This is a genomic window from Oceanimonas doudoroffii (assembly GCF_002242685.1).
Lineage (GTDB): Bacteria > Pseudomonadota > Gammaproteobacteria > Enterobacterales > Aeromonadaceae > Oceanimonas > Oceanimonas doudoroffii.
Map to the genome: position 1 here is coordinate 998,274 of NZ_NBIM01000001.1, position 20,563 is coordinate 1,018,836.

A 20,563-nucleotide genomic window follows, 5' to 3' on the forward strand; every position below is an offset into this window, starting at 1 on the left:
CGTCAACTTCAATCGGAAATGCAGCCGGTTCGGCATCGATTGCCGACATGTCTTTGCGCACTTACCCACATTGTCGGCGTTACCTGACATCCCATTCCTTCATTCAGTCGTATTCATTCCTTCTTCCAATTGGAGTCTAACATGCTAAGACGCACCAAGATTGTAACCACGCTGGGTCCGGCCACCGACCGCGACAACAACCTCGAAGGTATTATCAAGGCCGGCGCCAACGTGGTTCGCATGAACTTTTCCCACGGCACCCCGGAAGATCACCAGAACCGTGCCAACCAGGTGCGGGAAATCGCCAGAAAGCTGGGCAAGCACGTGGCCATTCTGGGTGATTTGCAGGGTCCCAAGATCCGCGTCTCCACCTTCAAGGACGGCAAGATTCACCTCAGCATCGGCGATAAATTCGTGCTCGACGCGGATCTGCCCAAGGGCGAAGGCAATCAGCAGAGCGTAGGCATCGACTATAAAGAGCTGCCTCGCGACGTGAAAAATGGCGATATTCTGCTGCTGGACGACGGTCGCGTGCAGTTGCGCGTGGACGGCGTGGACGGCAACAAGGTACTGACCGAAGTCACCGTGGCCGGCCCCCTGTCCAACAACAAGGGCATCAACAAGAAAGGCGGCGGCCTGTCTGCCCCTGCCCTGACCGACAAGGACAAGGAAGACATCAAGACCGCCGCCAAGATTGGCGTCGACTACCTGGCCGTGTCTTTCCCCCGTACCGGCGAAGACATGCGCATCGCCCGTGAACTGGCCCGCGCCGCCGGCAGCAACGCCAAGCTGGTCGCCAAGGTAGAACGCGCCGAGGCCGTCGCCACCGATGCCGCCATGGAAGACGTGGTGCTGGCTTCTGACGCCGTCATGGTGGCCCGGGGTGACCTGGGTGTGGAGATCGGTGATCCCGAGCTGGTGGGCGTACAGAAGAAGCTGATCCGCACCAGCCGTCGCCTGAACCGGGTGGTGATCACCGCCACCCAAATGATGGAGTCCATGATCACCGCGCCCCTGCCCACCCGGGCTGAGGTAATGGACGTGGCCAACGCCGTGCTCGACGGCACCGACGCCGTGATGCTGTCCGCCGAGACCGCCGCCGGCGACTTTCCGGTGGAAACCGTCAAGGCCATGGCCGAGGTGTGTCTGGGCGCCGAAAAGCACCCCAGCATCAATGTGTCCAACCACCGCATGAACTTCACCTTCACCTCGGTGGAAGAGACCGTGGCCATGTCCACCATGTATGCCGCCAACCACCTGCAGGGTGTAAAGGCCATCGTGGCGCTGACCCACTCCGGCACCACCCCGCTGCTGCTGTCCCGCATCAGCTCCGGCTTGCCGATCTTCGCCCTGTCCCAGGAAGAAAAAACCCTGTCCTGGGCCAACCTGTATCGTGGTGTCACCCCGGTGTTCTTCAAGACCGACGAGACCAAGAGCATCGCCGAGATCTGCCGCGAAGCCCTCGCCACCCTGAAGCAGTCCGGTTACGTCAACAGCGGCGATCTGGTACTGCTGACCCACGGTGACATGATGGAAGTGGTAGGCAGCACCAACACCTGCAAGATCCTCACCGTCGAGTAAGGATCAGCCTTGTGAAATGACAAAGGCCGGGCACCTCGCCCGGCCTTTTTTATGGCACCAAACTCAGGCCACGTCCGCCCGTTTTCGGCTTTGCTGCCGGCTCAACTCGCCCACGGCAAACTCGTCCACGGCAATGGCCCGCCGGCGCAGCTCGTCCGCCTCTCGGAGTTGCTGCGCCTCGGTATCGGTAAGCAGGTTTTGCCGCCTGGCCTGTTGCAACAGCTCCGTCAGCGCCAGTTTGCGTGGCAGCAGCCCGTCCTTTTGCGCCTTGAGCACTTTCTTCTCGATGTCCATTACCCGCACCATGGCCACAAAGGCGGCCTCCACCTCGCCCAGGCCGGGCTCGCTGGCCGGCGGCAGGTAACACAAGGCGCTGAGCCGGTCGCGCACGCCCCCCGGGGTCATCAGCCGGCGACAGATGGCGGTGGCGTACCGATCCGCCGGTGGCCGGTAGCGGTTGCCCAGGGGAAAGATCAGGGCCTTCAGGGTCAGTGCCAACGCCCGGTTGGGAAAATTTTGCAAAAAGCCGGTCAGGGCTTCTCCCATGGCGTGCAGGTTGCGCGCCAGTGCGTAATGCACAAAGGGCAGCTCCTTCTCGGGCCGGCCATTGTCCTCAAAAAACTTGAGCGTGGCACTGCCCAGATACAAATGACTGAGCACGTCGCCCAGCCGGGCCGAGAGCATTTCACGGCGCTTGAGATCGCCCCCCAGGGTCAGCATGGACACATCGGCGCACAACGCCAGCGCTCGGCTCATGCGGGCCAGCTGACGAAAATACTGAGCGGTCTCCCCCGACACCGGGGCACCGTTGAAACGGGCGCCGGTCAGCCCTTGCCACAACGCCCCCAGGGCATTGCCAGCGGCAAAGCGGGCATGACGGAACAATAGCCGGTCAAAGGCCTCCAGTCCGGCCTGCTCATCGGGATTGGCAGCAGCTTCCAGCTCCTTCAATACATAGGGGTGACAGCGGCTGGCCCCCTGGCCAAAGATCATCAGGTTGCGGGTAAGGATGTTGGCCCCTTCCACGGTAATGGCGATGGGAATGGACATGTAGTTGTGGGCCAGGTAGTTTTTCGGACCCAGCTGGATGGCCTTGCCGGCGTGCACATCCATGGCGTCGTTGATCACGGTGCGCGCCATTTCGGTCATGTGGTATTTGGAAATGGCGGTGACAATGGCCGGGCTCTCGTCCATGTCCAGCGCCCGGGTGGTGAGCCGCCGGGCAGCCTCAAGCTGGTAGGTCAGGCCACCAATGCGTGCCAGCGCTTCCTGCACGCCTTCAAAGCGCCCGATGGACAAGCCGAACTGCTTGCGCACCACGGCATAGGCGCTGGTGCTGCGGGTAGCCAGGTGGCCACAGGCGGTGCCCAGCGCCGGCAGGGAGATGCCTCTCCCCGCCGACAGGCATTCCACTAGCATGCGCCAGCCTCGGCCGGCATAATCGGGCCCGCCGATGATCCAGTCCAGGGGAATAAAAACATCCTTGCCCCGGGTGGTGCCGTTGAGAAAGGCCTGGCCCATGGGAAAGTGACGTTCGCCGGTGTGCACACCGGGGTGCGAAGTGGGGATCAGCGCACAGGTAATGCCGAGCTCTTCACTGTCGCCCAGCAAGCCCTCGGGATCGTAAAGCTTGAACGCCAGTCCCAGCACGGTGGCCCTGGGAGCCAGGGTAATATAGCGCTTGTCCCAGTTCAGGCGCAGACCCAATACCTGCTCGCCCTCGAACTCGCCCCGGCATACCACGCCGCTGTCGGGAATGGAGCCGGCGTCGGAGCCCGCTTCCGGGCCGGTCAGGGCAAAACAGGGAATTTCGGCACCGTTGGCCAGGCCCGGCAGCCAGCGCTGCTTCTGTGCCTCGGTGCCGTAGTGCATCAGCAGCTCTCCGGGCCCCAGGGAATTGGGCACCATCACGGTGACTGCGGCACTGATGCTGCGACTGGCAATACGCCCCACTATGGTGGAGTTGGCAAAGGCGGAGAAATCCAGCCCGCCGTAGGACTTAGGAATAATCAGCGAGAAGAAGCCATGGTGCCGCAGGTAATCCCACACCGGCTCCGGCAGCTCCCTTTCCTCGCTGACAATGCGGTGCTCGTCCAGCATGGCCAGCAGGGTCTCCACCTCATTGTCGAGAAAGGACTGCTCGCGCTCACTCAGCCGGGACGGGCCATAAGACAGCAGGACTGACCAGTCGGGGCGGCCGCTGAACAGCTCACCGTCCCACCATACAGAGCCGGCTTCCATGGCTTCACGCTCGGTCGCCGACAGCGGCGGCAACACCTTTTTGAAGGTGGCAAAGGCCGGACCGCTGATCCACTTTTTGCGTAAACTCATTGTTACCCCTCCTCAGCCGGCCGGCCGTCGTGGCTGGTACCGGCTTTCATGCCGCTGGCCAGATAGGGAATCACCCGGCGTACCAGGCCTTCCACATCGATGTGTTCGTTGAAGTCGTTGCGGGCAATGTCCCGCAGCGCCTCGCCCGAAGCCATGGTGAACACCACGGTACCCAGGGTGAAATGCAACCGCCAAAACAGCTCCGCCGGACCCAGCTCGGGTGCCGCCCGGCGAACACACTGGGTAAAATGCACCACCACCCCACCGTAATGATTGATGATGAACCAGCGCAGAAAACCCTGATTGTCCATATAACCGGAGGCGAGCAGCTGCAAAAATATTTCCGGGCCGCGCCGGCGCAATCGGGAAAGCCCCATCAGCGGCGCCACAAAGCTCTCAAATACCTGCTCCAGGGCAATATCGGGCCGTGGCAGCAGACGCTGCAGCGCGTCGTCCAGTGCCGGCATAAAGCGGCTCAGATAACGATCCATCACCGCCTTGATCAAATCCTTGCGCGAGCCGAAGTGATAGCTGACCGAGGCCAGATTGACACCGGCCATGCGAGTAATCTGCCGCAGCGAGGTATCGTTAAAGCCCTGCTCGGCAAAAAGCACCTCGGCGGTATCCAGTATTTTTTGCCTGGTATCCTGTCGCGCCACCGGCTGCCTCCGCGAATTCAAACACCCGTTTAAAAGCTATGCAGGGGGCCGCCCCCTGTCAAGGCGACACGGCTTGCACAAATTTTATTCATTTTTTTTTGAACGAAGGGGAACCTTTGCCAAAGGGGACGCTCTTACCTAGTGCCACTGCAATTAAGCACTAAGTCTTTGCCCAGCATTCCTTGCTGGGCGTTTTTTTGATGTACACTGCCCGCTTCCTTCACCATCACGCAAGCATCATGAGCCTGAACGACGCCCCCGCCCACATTCAGCTGGCGGTCGATCTGATTGAACTGCTGGAAGTCAACGAGGTGCCGGCCGAGGTCGCCCTGGCCGCGCTGGCCATCGTCACGCGAGACTTTGAACGCAAGCGCAACGAGCAGCAAACGGATCACGGCGACTGACGCCGCGGTCCCAAACAAAAAACGCCCCGTAACGGGGCGTTTTGCTTAGTGCTCTTCTTCGAGGTAGGCGTAACCTTCCAGGCCCGCAGACAGCTCCTTGAGCAGCAGTGCCCGGGTTTCTTCATCCAGATCCGGGTGGCTGGCCTGTAGCTCGTACTGGGCGTTGATCACCGTGGGATCGATGTCCACGTAACGCAGCAACTCGGCCACGTTACTGCCGGCCTTGACGTTGGTGATGTGTGGCTGGCCCTGGTCATCCAGCACCACCTCGGCACTGTGAGTGTCACCAAAGAGGTTGTGCATGTCGCCAAGAATTTCCTGGTAGGCACCCACCAGGAAAAAGCCCAGATACTGAGGCTGGCCGGGCACAAACTCGGGCATGGGCAGGGTGGTTTCCACGCCCTGGCCGTCTACATACTGATCGATGGCACCATCCGAATCACAGGTGATGTCCAGGATCACCGCCCGGCGGCTGGGCGGCCGGTCGAGGCCGTCCAGGGGCAGCACCGGAAAGATCTGATCAATGCCCCAGGCGTCGGGCAGCGACTGGAACAGCGAAAAGTTGACAAAACACTTGTCCGCCAGCTTTTCGTTGAGCTCGTCCATAATGGGCCGGTGCGCGCGGTTAACCGGGTCCAGCCTGGCCTTGATGCCGAGGCAGATGTTCAGGTGCACCTCTTCCGCCCAGGCACGATCTTCCAGGCTCATCAGACCCATGTTGTACTGCTCGTGTACATCGGCCAGCTCCGCCACGGTGTCGTGGTAAATTTCCAGCAGGGGCGGATCTTCCCGACACAAGTCTTCCCAGGTTTCCCACATGTTGCCCAGCAGGAAGGGGGCATCATCCCGGGGCGCCGCCGGACGGGTGCTCTGGGCCGACTCAATGCTGATCACATTGGCGATCAGCATGGCATGGTGGGCGGTAATGGCCCGGCCCGACTCGCTGATGATGCGCGGGTGCGGCAGATCGTATTCCCGGCACACGTTGCCAATGCCCCAAACCACGTTGTTGGCGTATTCGCGCAGGTTGTAGTTGGCCGAACAGTAGCTCTGGGAGCGGGTGCCTTCGTAATCCACGCCCAGGCCGCCGCCCACATCCACGATGTTTACCGGCACATTCAGGCGACGCAGCTCGCCGTAGAAACGGCCGCATTCGCGAATGCCCTTTTGAATGTCACGAATATTGGCGATCTGGGAGCCCAGGTGAAAATGCAGCAACTGCAGCCAGTCGATGCAACCGGCATCCTTCAGCCGGTTGACCAGAGCCAACACCTGGGTGGCGCTGAGGCCGAACTTGGACTTTTCGCCGCCACTCGACTGCCACTTGCCGGCCCCCTGGGACGCCAGCCGTGCGCGCACGCCCAGGCGCGGCGTTACCTTGAGCTTGTCTGCCTCTTCCATGACCAGCGACAGCTCGGAGAGCTTTTCGATAACGATGTAGACCTGGTGGCCCATTTTGGTGCCGAGCAGCGCCAGGCGCACGTATTCCTTGTCTTTGTAGCCGTTACACACGATCACCGACTCGGTTTCGTGGTTGTGGGCCAGCACCGCCAGCAGCTCCGGCTTGGAGCCGGCTTCCAGGCCCAGCCGTGGCTTGTCTTTGTACGCCTTGGTCACGGCGTCAAGCACACCACGCTGCTGGTTGACCTTGATGGGATAAACGGTCAGGTAATCGCCTTCGTAGCCGTAGTCTTCGATGGCACCGTTAAAGGCGTTGAACAGGGCGTCGATGCGGCTTTTGATAATATCGGGAAAACGCAGCAGTACCGGGGCGGCATAGCCCTCGGCCTTGAGTTGCTCCACCACCTCCGACAGCACCACTTTGGCCTCGGGCCGGGTTTTGTCGGGCGTGACACAGACTCGCCCCTGCTCGTCGAGATGAAAAAAACCGGCGCCCCAGTAAGGCAGGTTATACACCTTGAGCGCATCGTTTGCGGACCATTCAGCCATGCTCTTTGTCCCCTTTTTCGTTCAGGGTCACAGATAATCCGAACCCGACATGGGTCCGGTACGATAATGAGTCGATTTTCGTCAGTATAAGGCAGCGGCGCACGCCGTCCGTGAGCTGCAAAAAAATCGGGGGCCGAGTGTAACGCTCGAGCCCTGCGCTGACCAGTACTGATCGGCCGTCAGCTGCATTTTAGCGACGCGCCAGCCGTTCCAGCAGGCCTCCCTGCTCCTTCAGAAAGCGCCGGCCACAAATGAGCCCCAATTGATAATCCTGCTCCAGTTGCCCTCGCGTCGAGCCCAGCACTCGACTGTGTAGCGGCTCCGGTGGCGCAATGTCAAACACCCGCACGCTGGTCGGCGGCCGGCTCATAAAGTGATGGGCCTCATTACAGCAGCGCCGGTGGGCCTCCACCATGGCCTTTAACTCCCCGACCCGCTCCCGCCCCAGCCAGTCTTCCAGCCGCCGGGCCCAGTTCAGGCTGAAGCGACTGTCGCCGGGATGGGTACGGATCACCACCAGCACGCCGGCGCCCCGCCGCCAGGCTTCACACACCGGAATGGCGTCGGCCACGCCACCGTCCAGGTAACGCTCTCCCCGCCACTCCACTCCCGCCCGGTAGAACAGCGGAATGGCACTCGACGCCTTCAGGCCAAGCAACCAGTCGGTGTCGGCGGGATGAAAATAATGGGGCACGTGATCCCGGGCCCGCGTGCTGCAAAACAACAACTCGCGTTCGCCCAGTCGCCGGCGCCCGGTCACCACATCCAGCGGCAGCTCGTGACGGAGCACCTCGAAATACCAGTCCAGATCGACCAAATCGCCCCCCCGGGCAAAATGCAGCGGACGAAAAAAGTCGGCACGGGTGGTGTAATCGGTGATCACTTCCCGGGCAAAGCCGCGGCTGTGACAGACATAGGCCGATAGGTTCTGGGCACCGGCGGAAGAGCCGATAAAGAGGTCAAAAGGGTCAAAATCGGCGGCCATAAAGGCGTCGAGTACGCCTGCGGTAAAAATGCCACGTTGGCCACCACCTTCGCAAATCAGGGCCAGGCGGCCGGTATTCGGCTCGGCCCCATTAACTACGGCGGCAACTTCGGCCGCCAGATATGGTCGCTGACTGATCATAGACAACCCTGTCATCAAATCATCATAACGGCGCCATGTGGCCGTCATTGGTCCTGTCTAGGCTGGGCTCACCGCAAGTGAAGGAGCACGCCATGTTCTCTGTAGATACCCTGGCCGCCGAGTTTCTGCCCCGGTGGCAACACGTTCCCGGTTGCAAGGCCACGTTGCGTTACCTGTTGCACGAGCAGGCCTTTATCGACTTTGCCGCCGAATACCCCCATCTGCGCGGCCTGGATTTTGTAGAGCAGGTACTCGAGTATTTTCATTTTCGCGTCCGGGTGCACGATCAGGAGCTGGAGCATATTCCGGCCACCGGCCCCGTGGTGATCGTGGCCAACCACCCCATCGGCTCCCTGGATGGCCTGGCCCTGCTGCGCCTGGTCTGCCGCCTGCGCCCCGACACCAAAATCATGGCCAATCAGCTGCTGGCCCGGCTTGAGCCGCTCAGTCCACTGCTGCTGCCGGTAGACAACCTGGGCGGCCGTACCGGTCGTGCCCAGCTTGGCGCGGTGCAACATCACCTGGGCGCCGGTGGCGTGGTCATCATTTTTCCCGCCGGCGAGGTGTCGCGCCTCAGCCCCGCCGGCGTACGCGACAGCCGCTGGCATGCCGGCTTCATTCGCCTGGCCATTCGCGCTCGGGCCGACATCGTGCCCATTCATCTGGATGGCCGAAACTCCGCCTTCTTTTATTTAAGCTCACTGTTGTGCCGCCCGCTGAGCGGCGTGCTGCTGATCCGCGAAATGTTTCGCCAGCGCAACCGCCAGATCAGCGTGCGCATCGGCCGTCCGGTGGCCTGGCAGCACTGCCGCCAGGGCGGCGTCAGCGACAAGGGCCTGGCCATGCTGTTTCGCAGCCATCTGTACCGGCTCGGCAAGGGAAAAAGCGGTTTGTTTGAAACCCAGGTGGCCATTGCCCCCCCCGAGCCGCGTCAGTTGCTGAAAAAGGCAGTGGAAAAAAGCGAACTGCTAGGCCGCACCCGGGACGGCAAGGCCATTTACCTCACCAAACGGGACCCTGCGGGCCACTGTGTGATCCTGAGAGAAATCGGCCGGCTGCGGGAACTGGCATTCCGCGCCGTCGGTGAAGGCACCGGCAAACGCCGGGACCTGGACCCGTTTGATGATGATTATTATCAGTTGCTGCTGTGGGATCCCGAAGAGCTGGAAGTGATCGGCGCTTACCGCTTTGTGCCGGCGCGCCGGCAACTGGAGCGTCGCGGCACCGACGGGCTTTACACCCACCAGCTGTTTGAATTCGGTGAGGACATGGCCCCCTTCCTGGAGCGGGGCATTGAACTGGGCCGCAGCTTTATTCAGCCCGCCTACCAGGGCCGGCGCAGCCTGGACTACCTGTGGTTCGGCATTGGTGCCTTTCTGGCCCGCCACCCCCAATACCGTTACCTGTTTGGCCCGGTTTCGCTGAGTGCGGCGCTGCCGGTGGCCGCCCGGGATCTGCTGGTGGCCTTTTACCGACTGTATTTCTCCCGGAAAACCGAGCTGGCCCGTTCGCGCCGCCCCTTTCCCGCCAGTCCCGCCCACTTGCTCAACGCCTTTGACGGCAATGACTACCGGGCGGATCTGCAACGCCTGAAACAGCGACTGGACCACTTGGGTGCGGCCATTCCCACCCTGTACAAACAATACGCCGAACTATGTGAGCCCGGTGGCGTGCAGTTTGTGGACTTTGGGACGGATCCGGACTTCGCCGACTGCATTGATGGTTTGGTGGTGGTGGATTTGACCCGACTCAAGGACAGCCGCTATCAGCGCTACATCGCGCCGCACCTGTCCCCTGAGCCGGCCTGAACCGGTCTCAGGGCCGGTCGCTGTGGCCCAGGTCCCGTTCTGGGGCAATGTGGTCCCGCAGCCGCTGTTTCACTTCCTTGGCCTCGGGAAAACCGTCGTCGGCCACTCGGCACCAGATGAGGGTGCCGTCGACATAAATCTGAAACTGGCCCTTGTCACCAGGGATCAGGGCTACCTCTCCCACTTCATCGGCAAAGGTCGACAGAATTTCCTGGGCCAGCCAGGCCGAACGCAGCAACCAGCGACACAGGCTGCAGTAGCGTATTTCCACTCTGGGTTTCATGCTGCTTCCTTGAGCCCATGCCGGTGGCCCGACATGGGCAAACGAGAGATCAGCGCACCACGCCGCTCAGAAACTCGTGGCGAGTGGCCGGCCGGGTTTTGAAGATGCCGCCAAGGGACGTCGTGGTGGTAGCACTGGTGGCGTCCATCACCCCCCGGGCCTTCACGCAATAATGGGTGGCGGTGATGCTGATCGCCACATCTTCGGACTCGAGCAGGGTCTGCAACGCCACCAGCACCTGCTGGGTAAGGCGCTCCTGTACCTGGGGACGGCGCGCAAAGAACTGCACGATGCGGTTGATCTTGGACAGACCAATCACCTTGCCGCGGGGAATATAGGCAACGGTGGCGGTGCCGTCTATGGTGACAAAATGATGCTCACAAGTGCTGGTCAGGGTGATATCTCGCACCTGTACCATTTCGTCCACCTGCATCTTGTTCTCGATCAGGGTGATCTTGGGGAAGTGGGCATAATCCAGGCCCGAAAAAATCTCCCGCACATACATCTTGGCGATACGCTGGGGCGTTTCGGCCAGGCTGTCGTCTTCCAGATCCAGCCCGAGTACGTCCATCACCTGGGTCATCAGACCGGTGATTTGTTCCTGTTGTTCATCCGTACTCAGGTGGGTTCCACGCATCGGGGTTTCAAGGCCCCGGGCTTCCAGGGCGGAACGGACCCGAATGGCTGCGTCGCTCAATGCGGTCATGATGATCTCCGTGGGATATACAATCTGGAAGCATGTTAGTGCATTTGGTCTTTTCTGTGAATGACGGATTCGCGTCAGTTGCCATGACAAGCGGGGCCGGAGTCTGAAATAATGATATTTATTGATATCCCATACGGAGCCTTAACATGGCCATTCAAGATAGTTGCAGTCACCCCGGGCTGCGTCCCTTTGAAGACGCGAAAGCCGATATGCTGGGCCAGCTGGACACCCTTGCCCCGGCGGAGCTGGTGCCGCTGGAGCAGGCCCTTGACCGTGTGCTGGCAGACGCCGTGGAATCCCCCCTGGATGTGCCCGCCTTTGCCAACTCGGCCATGGACGGTTACGCCCTGCGAGCCGAGGATGCCAATGCCGGCCCCCTGGCCCTGATCGGCTCCAGTCTCGCCGGCCACCCCTTTAACGGCCAGGTCGGGCCGGGGCAATGCGTGCGCATCATGACCGGCGCGGCCCTGCCCCTGGGGGCCGACACTGTCGTCATGCAGGAAAACTGCACCTCCGAGAACAACGCCGTCACCGTCAGCGGCAACATAGAGCCCGGTCAGCATGTGCGCCAGGCGGCGGAAGATCTGGCCCAGGGCGAAACCGTGTTTCGCGCAGGCATGCGCATTAACGCCCGTGTGCTGTCGGTGCTGGCATCGCTGGGGCTGGAGCAGGTGTATGTACGCCGGCCGCTCAGGGTAGCGCTGCTGTCCACCGGTGACGAGCTGAAACGCCCCGGCGAGCTGCTGGCGCCGGGCGAAATCTATGACTCCAACCGCATTGGCCTGGCCGCCATGCTGACCCGGCTGGGAGCCAGCATTAGCGACTACGGCATTATTGCCGACGATCCCGAGCAAATTCGCGCCGCTTTTGTGCAGGCGGCGGCCAGCCACGATGCGGTGATCACCTCGGGCGGGGTATCGGTGGGGGATGCGGATCACACCAAGGCGGTGCTGGAAGATGTGGGCCGCATCGGCTTCTGGAAACTGGCCATCAAGCCGGGCAAACCCTTTGCCTTTGGCCATATCAACCGTTGCGCCTTCTTTGGCCTGCCGGGCAACCCGGTCTCGGCGGCGGTGACCTTTCATCTGCTGGTGCGTCCGGCGCTGGCGAAACTGGCCGGTGAACGCCTGGCCCCCACCCTCACCCTGCAGGCCACCGCCCTGATGCCCTTTAACAAATCTCCCGGACGCATGGACTTTCAGCGTGGCCGGGTGGAACGCCAGGATGATGGCAGCCTGGGCGTGGTCCCTGCCGGCTCGCAGAGCTCGGCGGTGTTCAGCGCCATGGCCGAGGCCAACTGCCTGCTGCATCTGGAGCAGGAAAGAGGGCGGGTGGAAACCGGAGAAACCGTCACCCTGGAGTTGATTGACGGGCTGTACTGGTAAGCAATGCAGGCGGGCGCACAGGCTGCCCGCCTTCATCAGGTTGCCTTCACCACTTGTTGGCGGCGTCGGTGTCGCTGTCCTTGGCGTCCACCCAGCGTTCGCCCTCGGCGGTGCGCTCCTTTTTCCAGAACGGCGCCTTGGTCTTTAAATAGTCCATAATGAAATGGCAGGCCGCAAAGGCCGCTTCCCGGTGCTGGCTGGCCACGCCGACGAAGACGATCTGATCGCCCAGCGCCAGCGCCCCCACCCGGTGTATTACCCGGCACTCCAGCAAGGGCCAGCGGTCATTGGCCTCAGCCACAATTTGCTCCAGGGCATGCTCGGTCATGCCCGGGTAGTGCTCCAGGGTCATGCCGCTCACGGCATCCCCCTGGTTCATGTCCCGCACCTTGCCCACAAAGGTGACCACGGCACCGGTCTGATGCGACTGACTCAGGGCGTTATATTCGGTGGCGAGGCAGAAATCGCCGGTCTGTACCCGAATCATCTCAGCCTCCGGTGACCGGCGGAAAGAACGCAACTTCGTCTCCGTCCTTGAGCGCCGTGCCGGGAGTGGCCACTTCATGATTGACCGCCACCAGCAGGCTGTTATCGGCCAGCACCTGAGCCCAGGTGTCATTACGGCCGGCCAGATGTTCCCGCAGGGCGTTCACATCGGTAAATTCGGCGTTGAGAGACAGCTCATCCTCGCCCAGTTGTTCCCGCACGCGGGCAAAAAATACCACTTTAATCATTTGGCCTTGAACTCCCCGGACTTGCCGCCCCGTTTTTCCAGCAGGCGTACGCCGTCGATCAGCATATCTTTCTGTACCGCCTTGCACATGTCGTAAATGGTCAGCGCCGCCACCGAGGCGGCGGTGAGGGCTTCCATTTCCACCCCGGTCTGGCCTGCCAGCTTGCAGTAGCTTTCTATGCGCACCCCGCCCCGCTCGCCGTCGGCTTCGAGTTTGACTTCGACCTTGGACAGTGCCAGCGGATGGCAAAGGGGAATGAGATCGGACGTTTTTTTGGCGGCCATGATGCCGGCGATGCGGGCAGTGGCGAACACATCGCCCTTGTGATGCCGGCCTTCCACGATAAGCGCCAGGGTGTCGGGGGTCATCAGTACCCAGGCCTCGGCCCGGGCCTCACGACTGGTCACCGCCTTGTCGCTCACGTCCACCATGTTGGCCTCGCCCGAGGCATTGATGTGGGTCAGTTCGCTCATGAATTACACCAGGTGCTGCACAAAGTTGCAGGGCTTGTGGCGGGCGTCGAGCTGCTCGGCGAGAATGCCATTCCAGCCGGTGCGGCAGGCGCCGGTGGAGCCCGGCAGGCAGAACACCGCGGTGCGGTTGGCCAGGCCGCCCAGGGCACGGCTCTGTACCGTGGAGGTGCCCAGCTCCTGATAGGTGATATGGCGAAACAGCTCGCCAAAGCCGTCAATCTGGGTATCGAGCAGCGGACCCACCGCCTCGGGAGTGGTGTCACGGCCGGTAAAGCCGGTGCCACCGGTGATGATCACCACCTGTACCTCCGGGCTGGCAATCCAGCGAGACACCAGGGCGCGGATCTGGTACTTGTCGTCTTTTAAAATGGCCTTTTCGGCCAGTCGGTGGCCGGCGCCGGTGAGCGCATCAACCAGAAAACGGCCCGAGGTGTCGGTGTCTTCGGTACGGGTATCGGAAACGGTGAGTACCGCGATATTGAGCGGTACCAACTCCTGGCTTGCATGACTCATGAGAATCCCCTGAATATTTCCACTTGAAATCATCTCTTGCCTGCATTGTTCACCCCGGGGCGCAGCAGGTCAATAACAAAAAAGCCTGAGGTCATGATGCCACAGGCTTGCGTCCGCTTCATGGACCCAGATCAGAAAGCGGTCATATCATTCGCCTCTCACGGCCTTGCCCGACGGCGTCAGGGAGCCACGACAATGCCCTCACCGACCTTAAACACGACCGGCTCCTGGCAGATCAGGGTCACCGACACCACCCCGTCCAGCGCGGAAATATGATCGATATGGTATTTGAGGTGATGTTGTTCGGGTCCTTCCAGCATCACCACCAGCTTGCCCTGTTCACCGGCCACCGGCACTTCCGCCTCCGGCAGGTCTTCAATGGCAACGGTCACCGCCTTCATTCGCTCCGGGTGGCAATACACCACCAGGGTGGCCATGTGCCATTCTTGTTGTGTCATCATGCTCTCCTCCTGCTCCCGCATTATGTCAGGCGACCGGCAATGAAGCCTGTGCCGCCGATGCACACTCCAGGTCATGGAATTGGTGTTAATGTCGAGACCTGAACTCAAAAATGTAGCACAGTTGTTACCATTTGAGGCTTGGCGGACGATACGCAAACAAGGAGGTCGCAGAAACTTGTCTCGCCGGTACCCTGTTCAGAAACCGGCCACGTCATGCATGTCGGGTAATTGGTGAGCGATGCCCTTATGGCAGTCAATGCAGGTTTTTTCACCACTGGCCAAAGAGGTGGAATGGGCCGCGGCGGCACGGCTGCCCTGCACGCTGAAGTCCATATAATCAAAGTTATGGCAGTTACGGCATTCCCGGGAGTCGGTTTCCTTCATGCGTTGCCACTCCCGCTCCGCCATGTGCCGGCGATGGGCCTCGAACTTCTCCGGCGTGTCGATAATACCGGTGATCTTGCCCCATACTTCCTTGGAGGCCGCCACCTTGCGGACTATTTTGTGGGTCCATTCGTGGGGCACATGGCAATCGGGGCAACTGGCCCTGACCCCGGAGCGGTTGGCATAGTGAATGGTATCCCGGTATTCCAAATACACGTTGTCGCGCATTTCATGACAACTGATACAGAAGGTCTCGGTGTTGGTCAGCTCAAGTGCGGTGTTAAAGCCGCCCCAGAACACCACACCGCCGACAAAACCCAGAAACAGCACCACACCGACGGCCACTCGGCTGGGCGAACGAAAGATTCTCCACAAACGCCGCAACAACCCATGTTTGTTCGCCATATGACCTCCCTAGCGCAGTGACTCAACCGGCGTAAAGGTATTTTCCACCAGCGGTTTGGCACCGGTCTGGGGTACGTGGCATTGCAGGCAGAAATAACGTCGGGGGCTGATGTCGCTCAGGGTCAGGCCGTCCCGGCTTTCATAATGGGTCGGGCTGACTCGGGGCGCATTGCGATCGGCGGCGTTTTTCCAGCCATGGCACGACAGGCACTGGTTCACCTTGAGATCCACCTCGTAACCACGCACCTGATGGGGCACCAGCGGCGGTTGGTGAATATACTCCCTGTCCTGAATCCCCTGATCCTTGAGCGGATCGGCAATGCGGGCCGGTGCCGGATCCCGGTCCAGGTGCATGCTGCCCCGCAGGGCCTCGAGGTTGCCGGCGTCGGGGGCGGCCACGGCCAGTCCGGCCAGAGCCAGCAACAGTGGCCCCAATAACGGTCTTGCGGTGATGCTCATCCTGCGTTCTCCACCTTGTTCACATAAGTCGGTTATGCTCTGGTCACTCTGACGGCACACTTCTTGTAATCGGTTTCCTTGGACAGCGGGCAGGTCGCGTCCAGGGTCAGGCGGTTGATCAGCTGGCTTTCATCAAACCAGGGCACGAATACCAGGCCTCTGGGTGGCCGGTTGCGGCCCCGGGTTTCAAGCCGGGTTTTCATTTCGCCCCGGCGGGAAGCCACCCGCACTTCATCGCCCCGGCGCAGGCCACGGGCTTTGGCATCGTCCGGATGCATAAACACCTGGGCCGCCGGATAGGAGCGGTGCAGTTCGGGCACTCGGCGGGTCATGGAGCCGGAGTGCCAGTGCTCCAGTACCCGGCCGGTGGACAACCAGAGATCGAATTCATCATCGGGCTCCTCCGCCGCCGGCTCATAGGGCAGCGCAAAAATCACCGCCTTGTTGTCCTTGTGGCCGTAAAACTGCACGCCGGTGCCTTTTGCCACGTAAGGGTCGTACCCTTCCCGATAGCGCCACCGGGTTTCCTCGCCGTTCACCACCGGCCAGCGCAGCCCGCGCTCCTGGTGGTAACGGTCGTAGGGCGCCAGATCGTGGCCATGGCCCCGGCCGAACTCGGCATATTCCTCAAACAGCCCCTTTTGCACGTAAAAGCCGAAGTGATCCCGCTCGTCGTTAAACTCGTTCCTGCAATCCTCGGCGGGAAAGCGGTCGACCTGACCATTCTCGAACAGCACCTCATACAGGGTCTTGCCTCGGTATGCGGGCATTTGCGCCAGCAGCGCCTCGGGCCAGACCTCTTCCATGGTGAAGCGTTTGGAAAATTCCATCAGCTGCCACAAATCCGAGCGTGCCCCTTCCGGCGCCCTGACCTGCTGATACCACAGCTGAGTGCGGCGCTCGGCATTGCCGTAGCCCCCTTCCTTTTCCACCCACATGGCGGTGGGCAGCACCAGATCCGCCGCCTGGGCGGTGACCGTGGGGTACGGATCCGACACCACCACAAAGTTGTCGGGATTGCGGTAGCCGGGCAGGCTTTCCTCGTTCATGTTGGCCGCCGCCTGCATGTTGTTGTTACACATCACCCAGTAGGCATTGAGCCTGCCGTCCTTGAGCATGCGGTTTTGCAGCACAGCGTGATAACCGGGCACGGGATTGATGGTGCCCTCAGGCAGCTTCCAGATTTTTTCCGCCGTCGCGCGGTGCTTGGGGTTGGCCACCACCATGTCGGCGGGCAGCCGGTGGGCAAAGGTGCCCACTTCCCGGGCGGTACCGCAGGCAGAGGGCTGACCGGTGAGGGAAAACGGGCTGTTGCCGGGCTCGGATATCTTGCCGGTGAGTAGATGAATGTTGTAGACCATGTTGTTGGCCCAGGTGCCCCGAGTATGCTGGTTAAAGCCCATGGTCCAGAACGACACCACCCTGGTATTCGGATTCGCATACGCCTTTGCCAGCGCCTGCAGGCGCTCGACGGGCACGCCGGAGAGCTTGGCCACGGTATTCACGTCATAGTCGGCCACAAAGGCGGCGAATTCCTCGAAACTCATGGGGCTGGACGCCCCCGAATCGGGATTGGCGGCGGCGGCCTGGCGCGGGTGGGTGGGGCGCAGGCCGTAACCGATGTCGGTTTCGCCCCGGGCAAAGCGCACATGACGAGCGACAAAGTCCTGATTGACGTGGCCGTTTTCAATGATGTAGTGGGCGATGTAGTTGAGAATGGCCAGATCGGTTTGAGGCCGGAACACCATGCCATTGTCGGCCAGCTCAAAGCTGCGGTGCTCAAAGGTGGACAGCACATGCACCCGCACATGAGCTGCACTCAGCCGGCGGTCGGTCAGCCGCGACCACAGAATGGGGTGCATCTCCGCCATGTTGGAGCCCCACAGCACAAAGGCGTCGGTGGCTTCAATGTCGTCATAGCAGCCCATGGGCTCGTCCATGCCAAAGGTGCGCATAAAGCCGGCCACCGCCGACGCCATGCAGTGGCGGGCGTTGGGATCCAGGTTATTGGAACGAAAACCGGCCTTGTACAGCTTGGCGGCGGCATAGCCCTCCATGATGGTCCACTGGCCGGATCCGAACATGCCCACGGCTTCCGGGCCTTTTTCCTTCAGCGCCGCCTTCCACTTTTCGGCCATGATATCAAAGGCCTGCTCCCAGCTGATGGGCGTGAATTCACCGTGCTTGTCGTATTTTCCGTCGGTCATGCGCAGCAGCGGGGTGGTCAGCCTGTCCTTGCCGTACATGATTTTCGACAGAAAATAGCCCTTGATGCAGTTCAGGCCCCGGTTCACCGGTGCCTGTGGATCCCCCTGGGTGGCCACCACTCGACCGTTTTGCGAGCCAACCAGCACCGAGCAGCCGGTGCCGCAGAAGCGACAGGGCGCCTTGTCCCACTTGATCTCGGTCTGCTCCCGGCTGGTGATGAGATTGGTGGCGCCGGCCGGCAGCGCCAGCCCGGCGGCTGCGGCCGCCGCCGCCACGGCATTGGCTTTCATAAAGTCGCGACGATTCAGTGTCATGCTGACTCCTCTCCGGGCACAAGCTCGGCAAATTCATGATAAATCAGGGTGGTGGACACCACGCCCGCCAGGGCGGCGATGCGGTCGATATGCTCAACAATATGGCGCTGGCCTGCGCCTTCCAGGGCCACCACCAACTTGCCCTGCTCACCGGACACCGGCACCTCGGCGCCGGGCTCGGCTTCAATGGTGGCGATCACCGCCGCTACCTGCTTGGGCCGGCAATACACCACCAGGCTGGCCACATGCCATTCCTGCTCACTCATGCTTGCTCCTCTCCTTCACAATCTCAATGGCCCCCACCGGGCAGGCTGCCACGCAACCGCCACAGCCATTACAGACCTCCCGGTTCAGCTCGGGCACCGACACGCCCCCCAGCCGGGGGCGAAAACGAATGGCCGCAGGCCCACAGCCGTCTTCACAACTGCGGCAGTGCACGCCCCGGTGCGCCAGGCAGGTGTTCTTCAACACCGCATGCTGGCGCCAGGGGGTCTCAGTGGTTGGGTTAAACAAGGGTTCACTGCAGGCTCTGACACAGTCACCGCAAAAGGTGCATTCCCCCAGAGTAAAATCAACGGCCGGAAAGCCGCCATCGGCATGGGTAATGATGTGCTCGGGACAGGCCTTCAGGCAGTCGCCACAGCGGGAACAGCCATCACTGAAGAGTGCCCGGTCCACCGCCCAGGGCAGCGACTGGGTGAGGCGGTCGGCGCCCGGCCCTCCCTTGAGCCAGCGCCGCCTGGATAAATCGAGTGTGCCCATGATGCTCCCGTACCTAGCAACGCCCCACAAAGGCAATAAAAATATTATGTCTGTGGGTCTAATCAGAATTGCTGATCACAGGATATGGCAACGGCAGGACAAAAAGAATGAAATGAAATACCTATTTAAGGCGGACTTGACTCAGATCAATTATCCGCAGCCACGGGCGTGGCCGCGACGCATTAACCGCCGATGGAGGCGAGGTGCGGGGTCATGCCGCTGTGCCCCTGATGCAGAAAATGGGTGGCCTTTTTGTCGGCCAGGGCTTCACGCAGGCGGCGCTGCAGAGCCGCCTGCTGGCCCGGGCTCTGCAGCAGATCACGCAGATCCACCCCGTACTCACCAAACAGGCACAGGTGCAGCTTGCCCAGGGCCGAAACCCTGAGCCGGTTGCAGCTGGCGCAGAAGTCCTGAGCGTAGGGCATGATAAGGCCGATTTCGCCCACATAGTCCGCGTGCCAGAACACTTCGGCCGGACCGTCGTTGTGGGCCCGCACCCGCTGTTGCCAACCCGCCTCCAGCAGTTTTTCCTTGATGGCGGCACCGCGCACATGGTGGCGTTCAAACAGTTCGTCCATTTCGCCGGTCTGCATCAGCTCGATAAAACGCAGCTGAATGGGACTGGATTTAATCCAGGCCAGAAACTCCCCCAGCTCGCCGTCGTTGAGGCCGCGCATCAACACGGTATTGACCTTGACCTGTTCAAAGCCGGCGGTAAAGGCGGCATCAATGCCCGCCATCACCTCGTGAAAACGGTTCTGGCCGGTGATCTGATGAAACATGCGCGGATCCAGGCTGTCGAGGCTGACATTGATGGCATCCAGCCCGGCGCTGCGCCAGTCGGCCACCCGCTCGGCCATGCGATAGCCGTTGGTGGTGGTGGCCACCTTGCGAATGCCCGGGGTCGATGCCACCGCCTCAATGATGTCGGTGAAGTCCCGGCGCATGGACGGCTCGCCCCCGGTGATACGCACCTTGTTGGTGCCCATGGCGGCAAAAGCCCGCGTGATATGACGAATTTCGTCCAGGGTCAGAAACGACTTGCGCCCGTCCGGCCGATAACCGTCGGGCAGGCAATACTGACAGCGAAAGTTGCAGACGTCGGTGACCGACAGCCGCAGATAATGAAATTTGCGCGCGAACGCGTCTTGTAATTCCAGCATAAACACCTTTCCGAAAAGCGGGAGGCGACGACATTTCTATCGGCACCCTTACGCGCCGCCGATCTGGCGGCCCGAGCGGTCCGGCCACCCTATCGCTGCGGGGACTTAGGCCTGCCGGACTCGGAGTTTGTAACCACATTGGTGGATGATTGTCTGTTCCACCTTAGAGGCAAACATTGTTTCAAATCAAGAAATATTTATCGAGGAGTTGACTGAAGCCGCATCTCGTCGGAGTGGAAAAAGCAAGGAAGGAGAATTGCATTTAGCAAGGGAAAGTTGTTGCATTTTGGTATTTTTCGCATTTTGGATTGACTGTTTTTTCCACATTATCGCGCTCATCCCTTGTAGAATGGGGCTTGGAAAAGTTGGCACGATACTTTCATGTATATGTTCAGTCGTTTTTATCCCGTGCTCTCTTCAGCTCCCGCTGAAGTTCGGCCAACCCATTGGGTTG

Annotated in this window: 21 protein-coding genes and 1 riboswitch; of the genes, 4 read left to right on the forward strand and 17 right to left on the reverse strand. The window is 61.0% G+C overall.

What is annotated here, in order from left to right:
- Positions 1-141 precede the first annotated feature (141 nt).
- Complete coding sequence (gene pyk, locus B6S08_RS04595; protein ID WP_094199573.1) at positions 142-1,581, forward strand: pyruvate kinase; 1,440 nt, start codon at positions 142-144, stop codon at positions 1,579-1,581.
- 63 nt (positions 1,582-1,644) lie between these two features.
- Here the strand turns inward: pyk and B6S08_RS04600 are convergent, their stop codons facing one another.
- Together B6S08_RS04600 and psrA are read right to left on the reverse strand one after the other, a co-directional pair.
- Positions 1,645-3,912: an acyl-CoA dehydrogenase gene (locus tag B6S08_RS04600; protein ID WP_094199574.1), complete on the reverse strand. Its 2,268-nt coding sequence runs from the start codon at positions 3,910-3,912 to the stop codon at positions 1,645-1,647.
- Positions 3,913-3,914: 2 nt separating this feature from the next.
- Positions 3,915-4,571: a TetR family transcriptional repressor PsrA gene (psrA, locus tag B6S08_RS04605; RefSeq protein ID WP_094199575.1), complete on the reverse strand. Its 657-nt coding sequence runs from the start codon at positions 4,569-4,571 to the stop codon at positions 3,915-3,917.
- A 239-nt stretch (positions 4,572-4,810) separates the two neighbouring features.
- Between psrA and rsmS the strand changes: the two genes are divergently transcribed.
- Complete coding sequence (gene rsmS, locus B6S08_RS04610) at positions 4,811-4,975, forward strand: pleiotropic regulatory protein RsmS (protein WP_094199576.1); 165 nt, start codon at positions 4,811-4,813, stop codon at positions 4,973-4,975.
- A gap of 45 nt (positions 4,976-5,020) precedes the next feature.
- Here the strand turns inward: rsmS and speA are convergent, their stop codons facing one another.
- Both speA and B6S08_RS04620 read right to left on the reverse strand, forming a co-directional pair.
- A complete protein-coding gene (gene speA, locus B6S08_RS04615) occupies positions 5,021-6,925 on the reverse strand; it encodes a biosynthetic arginine decarboxylase (protein ID WP_094199577.1) in 1,905 nt (634 codons plus the stop codon).
- A gap of 190 nt (positions 6,926-7,115) precedes the next feature.
- Positions 7,116-8,066, reverse strand: coding sequence for a patatin-like phospholipase family protein (locus B6S08_RS04620; protein ID WP_245849811.1), 951 nt, complete (start codon positions 8,064-8,066; stop codon positions 7,116-7,118).
- 77 nt (positions 8,067-8,143) lie between these two features.
- Between B6S08_RS04620 and olsF the strand changes: the two genes are divergently transcribed.
- Entirely contained in the window at positions 8,144-9,859 is a 1,716-nt protein-coding gene (olsF, locus tag B6S08_RS04625; protein ID WP_094199579.1) for a bifunctional ornithine lipid synthase OlsF, read from the forward strand.
- 7 nt (positions 9,860-9,866) lie between these two features.
- Here olsF and B6S08_RS04630 read toward each other — a convergent pair whose 3' ends face one another.
- The gene (locus B6S08_RS04630) at positions 9,867-10,142 is read right to left on the reverse strand and encodes an Rdx family protein (protein ID WP_094199580.1); all 276 of its coding nucleotides are present in this window, start codon (positions 10,140-10,142) and stop codon (positions 9,867-9,869) included.
- Positions 10,143-10,191: 49 nt separating this feature from the next.
- Entirely contained in the window at positions 10,192-10,848 is a 657-nt protein-coding gene (folE, locus tag B6S08_RS04635; RefSeq protein ID WP_094199581.1) for a GTP cyclohydrolase I FolE, read from the reverse strand.
- 146 nt (positions 10,849-10,994) lie between these two features.
- Between folE and moeA the strand changes: the two genes are divergently transcribed.
- Positions 10,995-12,233: a molybdopterin molybdotransferase MoeA gene (gene moeA, locus B6S08_RS04640; RefSeq protein ID WP_094199582.1), complete on the forward strand. Its 1,239-nt coding sequence runs from the start codon at positions 10,995-10,997 to the stop codon at positions 12,231-12,233.
- Between the two features lie 46 nt (positions 12,234-12,279).
- On the opposite strand, the gene moaE is transcribed toward moeA, so the two are convergent.
- From moaE to moaA, 11 genes are all read right to left on the reverse strand, one after another.
- Positions 12,280-12,720 (reverse strand): molybdopterin synthase catalytic subunit MoaE, encoded by a 441-nt coding sequence (gene moaE, locus B6S08_RS04645; RefSeq protein ID WP_094199583.1) that lies wholly within the window; start codon positions 12,718-12,720, stop codon positions 12,280-12,282.
- A 1-nt stretch (position 12,721) separates the two neighbouring features.
- Positions 12,722-12,967, reverse strand: a complete 246-nt coding sequence (moaD, locus tag B6S08_RS04650) for a molybdopterin synthase sulfur carrier subunit (protein WP_094199584.1) — start codon at positions 12,965-12,967, stop codon at positions 12,722-12,724.
- On the reverse strand, positions 12,964-13,440 hold the full coding sequence (moaC, locus tag B6S08_RS04655; protein ID WP_094199585.1) for a cyclic pyranopterin monophosphate synthase MoaC: 477 nt from the start codon (positions 13,438-13,440) through the stop codon (positions 12,964-12,966). The genes moaD and moaC overlap by 4 nt, the downstream gene beginning before the upstream one ends.
- Positions 13,441-13,443: 3 nt before the next feature.
- Complete coding sequence (gene moaB, locus B6S08_RS04660) at positions 13,444-13,953, reverse strand: molybdenum cofactor biosynthesis protein B (RefSeq protein WP_094199586.1); 510 nt, start codon at positions 13,951-13,953, stop codon at positions 13,444-13,446.
- Positions 13,954-14,132: 179 nt separating this feature from the next.
- Complete coding sequence (locus B6S08_RS04665) at positions 14,133-14,414, reverse strand: chaperone NapD (RefSeq protein WP_245849812.1); 282 nt, start codon at positions 14,412-14,414, stop codon at positions 14,133-14,135.
- Between the two features lie 195 nt (positions 14,415-14,609).
- Entirely contained in the window at positions 14,610-15,203 is a 594-nt protein-coding gene (locus tag B6S08_RS04670; protein ID WP_094199587.1) for a cytochrome c3 family protein, read from the reverse strand.
- A gap of 9 nt (positions 15,204-15,212) precedes the next feature.
- Positions 15,213-15,662: a nitrate reductase cytochrome c-type subunit gene (locus B6S08_RS04675; protein ID WP_094199588.1), complete on the reverse strand. Its 450-nt coding sequence runs from the start codon at positions 15,660-15,662 to the stop codon at positions 15,213-15,215.
- A gap of 32 nt (positions 15,663-15,694) precedes the next feature.
- A complete protein-coding gene (napA, locus tag B6S08_RS04680; RefSeq protein WP_094199589.1) occupies positions 15,695-18,184 on the reverse strand; it encodes a nitrate reductase catalytic subunit NapA in 2,490 nt (829 codons plus the stop codon).
- Positions 18,181-18,450, reverse strand: coding sequence for a chaperone NapD (locus B6S08_RS04685; RefSeq protein WP_094199590.1), 270 nt, complete (start codon positions 18,448-18,450; stop codon positions 18,181-18,183). Before B6S08_RS04685 ends, napA begins: the two co-directional genes overlap by 4 nt.
- Positions 18,443-18,946, reverse strand: a complete 504-nt coding sequence (gene napF / locus B6S08_RS04690) for a ferredoxin-type protein NapF (protein ID WP_094199591.1) — start codon at positions 18,944-18,946, stop codon at positions 18,443-18,445. Before napF ends, B6S08_RS04685 begins: the two co-directional genes overlap by 8 nt.
- Before the next feature lie 182 nt (positions 18,947-19,128).
- A complete protein-coding gene (gene moaA / locus B6S08_RS04695) occupies positions 19,129-20,109 on the reverse strand; it encodes a GTP 3',8-cyclase MoaA (protein ID WP_094199592.1) in 981 nt (326 codons plus the stop codon).
- Positions 20,097-20,247, reverse strand: a riboswitch (molybdenum cofactor riboswitch). (Overlaps the previous gene by 13 nt.)
- Positions 20,248-20,563 lie beyond the last annotated feature (316 nt).

What these genes read in the sequence shown, in the direction of transcription:
- moeA (WP_094199582.1), top strand. Translation starts at nt 10,995, where the DNA reads ATGGCCATTCAAGATAGTTGCAGTCACCCCGGGCTGCGTCCCTTTGAA.
- moaD (WP_094199584.1), bottom strand. Translation starts at nt 12,967, where the DNA reads ATGATTAAAGTGGTATTTTTTGCCCGCGTGCGGGAACAACTGGGCGAG.
- rsmS (WP_094199576.1), top strand. Translation starts at nt 4,811, where the DNA reads ATGAGCCTGAACGACGCCCCCGCCCACATTCAGCTGGCGGTCGATCTG.
- napF (WP_094199591.1), bottom strand. Translation starts at nt 18,946, where the DNA reads ATGGGCACACTCGATTTATCCAGGCGGCGCTGGCTCAAGGGAGGGCCG.
- B6S08_RS04675 (WP_094199588.1), bottom strand. Translation starts at nt 15,662, where the DNA reads ATGAGCATCACCGCAAGACCGTTATTGGGGCCACTGTTGCTGGCTCTG.
- B6S08_RS04670 (WP_094199587.1), bottom strand. Translation starts at nt 15,203, where the DNA reads ATGGCGAACAAACATGGGTTGTTGCGGCGTTTGTGGAGAATCTTTCGT.
- moaA (WP_094199592.1), bottom strand. Translation starts at nt 20,109, where the DNA reads ATGCTGGAATTACAAGACGCGTTCGCGCGCAAATTTCATTATCTGCGG.
- folE (WP_094199581.1), bottom strand. Translation starts at nt 10,848, where the DNA reads ATGACCGCATTGAGCGACGCAGCCATTCGGGTCCGTTCCGCCCTGGAA.
- moaB (WP_094199586.1), bottom strand. Translation starts at nt 13,953, where the DNA reads ATGAGTCATGCAAGCCAGGAGTTGGTACCGCTCAATATCGCGGTACTC.
- pyk (WP_094199573.1), top strand. Translation starts at nt 142, where the DNA reads ATGCTAAGACGCACCAAGATTGTAACCACGCTGGGTCCGGCCACCGAC.
- B6S08_RS04685 (WP_094199590.1), bottom strand. Translation starts at nt 18,450, where the DNA reads ATGAGTGAGCAGGAATGGCATGTGGCCAGCCTGGTGGTGTATTGCCGG.
- B6S08_RS04620 (WP_245849811.1), bottom strand. Translation starts at nt 8,066, where the DNA reads ATGACAGGGTTGTCTATGATCAGTCAGCGACCATATCTGGCGGCCGAA.
- B6S08_RS04600 (WP_094199574.1), bottom strand. Translation starts at nt 3,912, where the DNA reads ATGAGTTTACGCAAAAAGTGGATCAGCGGTCCGGCCTTTGCCACCTTC.
- napA (WP_094199589.1), bottom strand. Translation starts at nt 18,184, where the DNA reads ATGACACTGAATCGTCGCGACTTTATGAAAGCCAATGCCGTGGCGGCG.
- olsF (WP_094199579.1), top strand. Translation starts at nt 8,144, where the DNA reads ATGTTCTCTGTAGATACCCTGGCCGCCGAGTTTCTGCCCCGGTGGCAA.
- speA (WP_094199577.1), bottom strand. Translation starts at nt 6,925, where the DNA reads ATGGCTGAATGGTCCGCAAACGATGCGCTCAAGGTGTATAACCTGCCT.
- moaE (WP_094199583.1), bottom strand. Translation starts at nt 12,720, where the DNA reads ATGATTCGGGTACAGACCGGCGATTTCTGCCTCGCCACCGAATATAAC.
- B6S08_RS04665 (WP_245849812.1), bottom strand. Translation starts at nt 14,414, where the DNA reads ATGATGACACAACAAGAATGGCACATGGCCACCCTGGTGGTGTATTGC.
- moaC (WP_094199585.1), bottom strand. Translation starts at nt 13,440, where the DNA reads ATGAGCGAACTGACCCACATCAATGCCTCGGGCGAGGCCAACATGGTG.
- B6S08_RS04630 (WP_094199580.1), bottom strand. Translation starts at nt 10,142, where the DNA reads ATGAAACCCAGAGTGGAAATACGCTACTGCAGCCTGTGTCGCTGGTTG.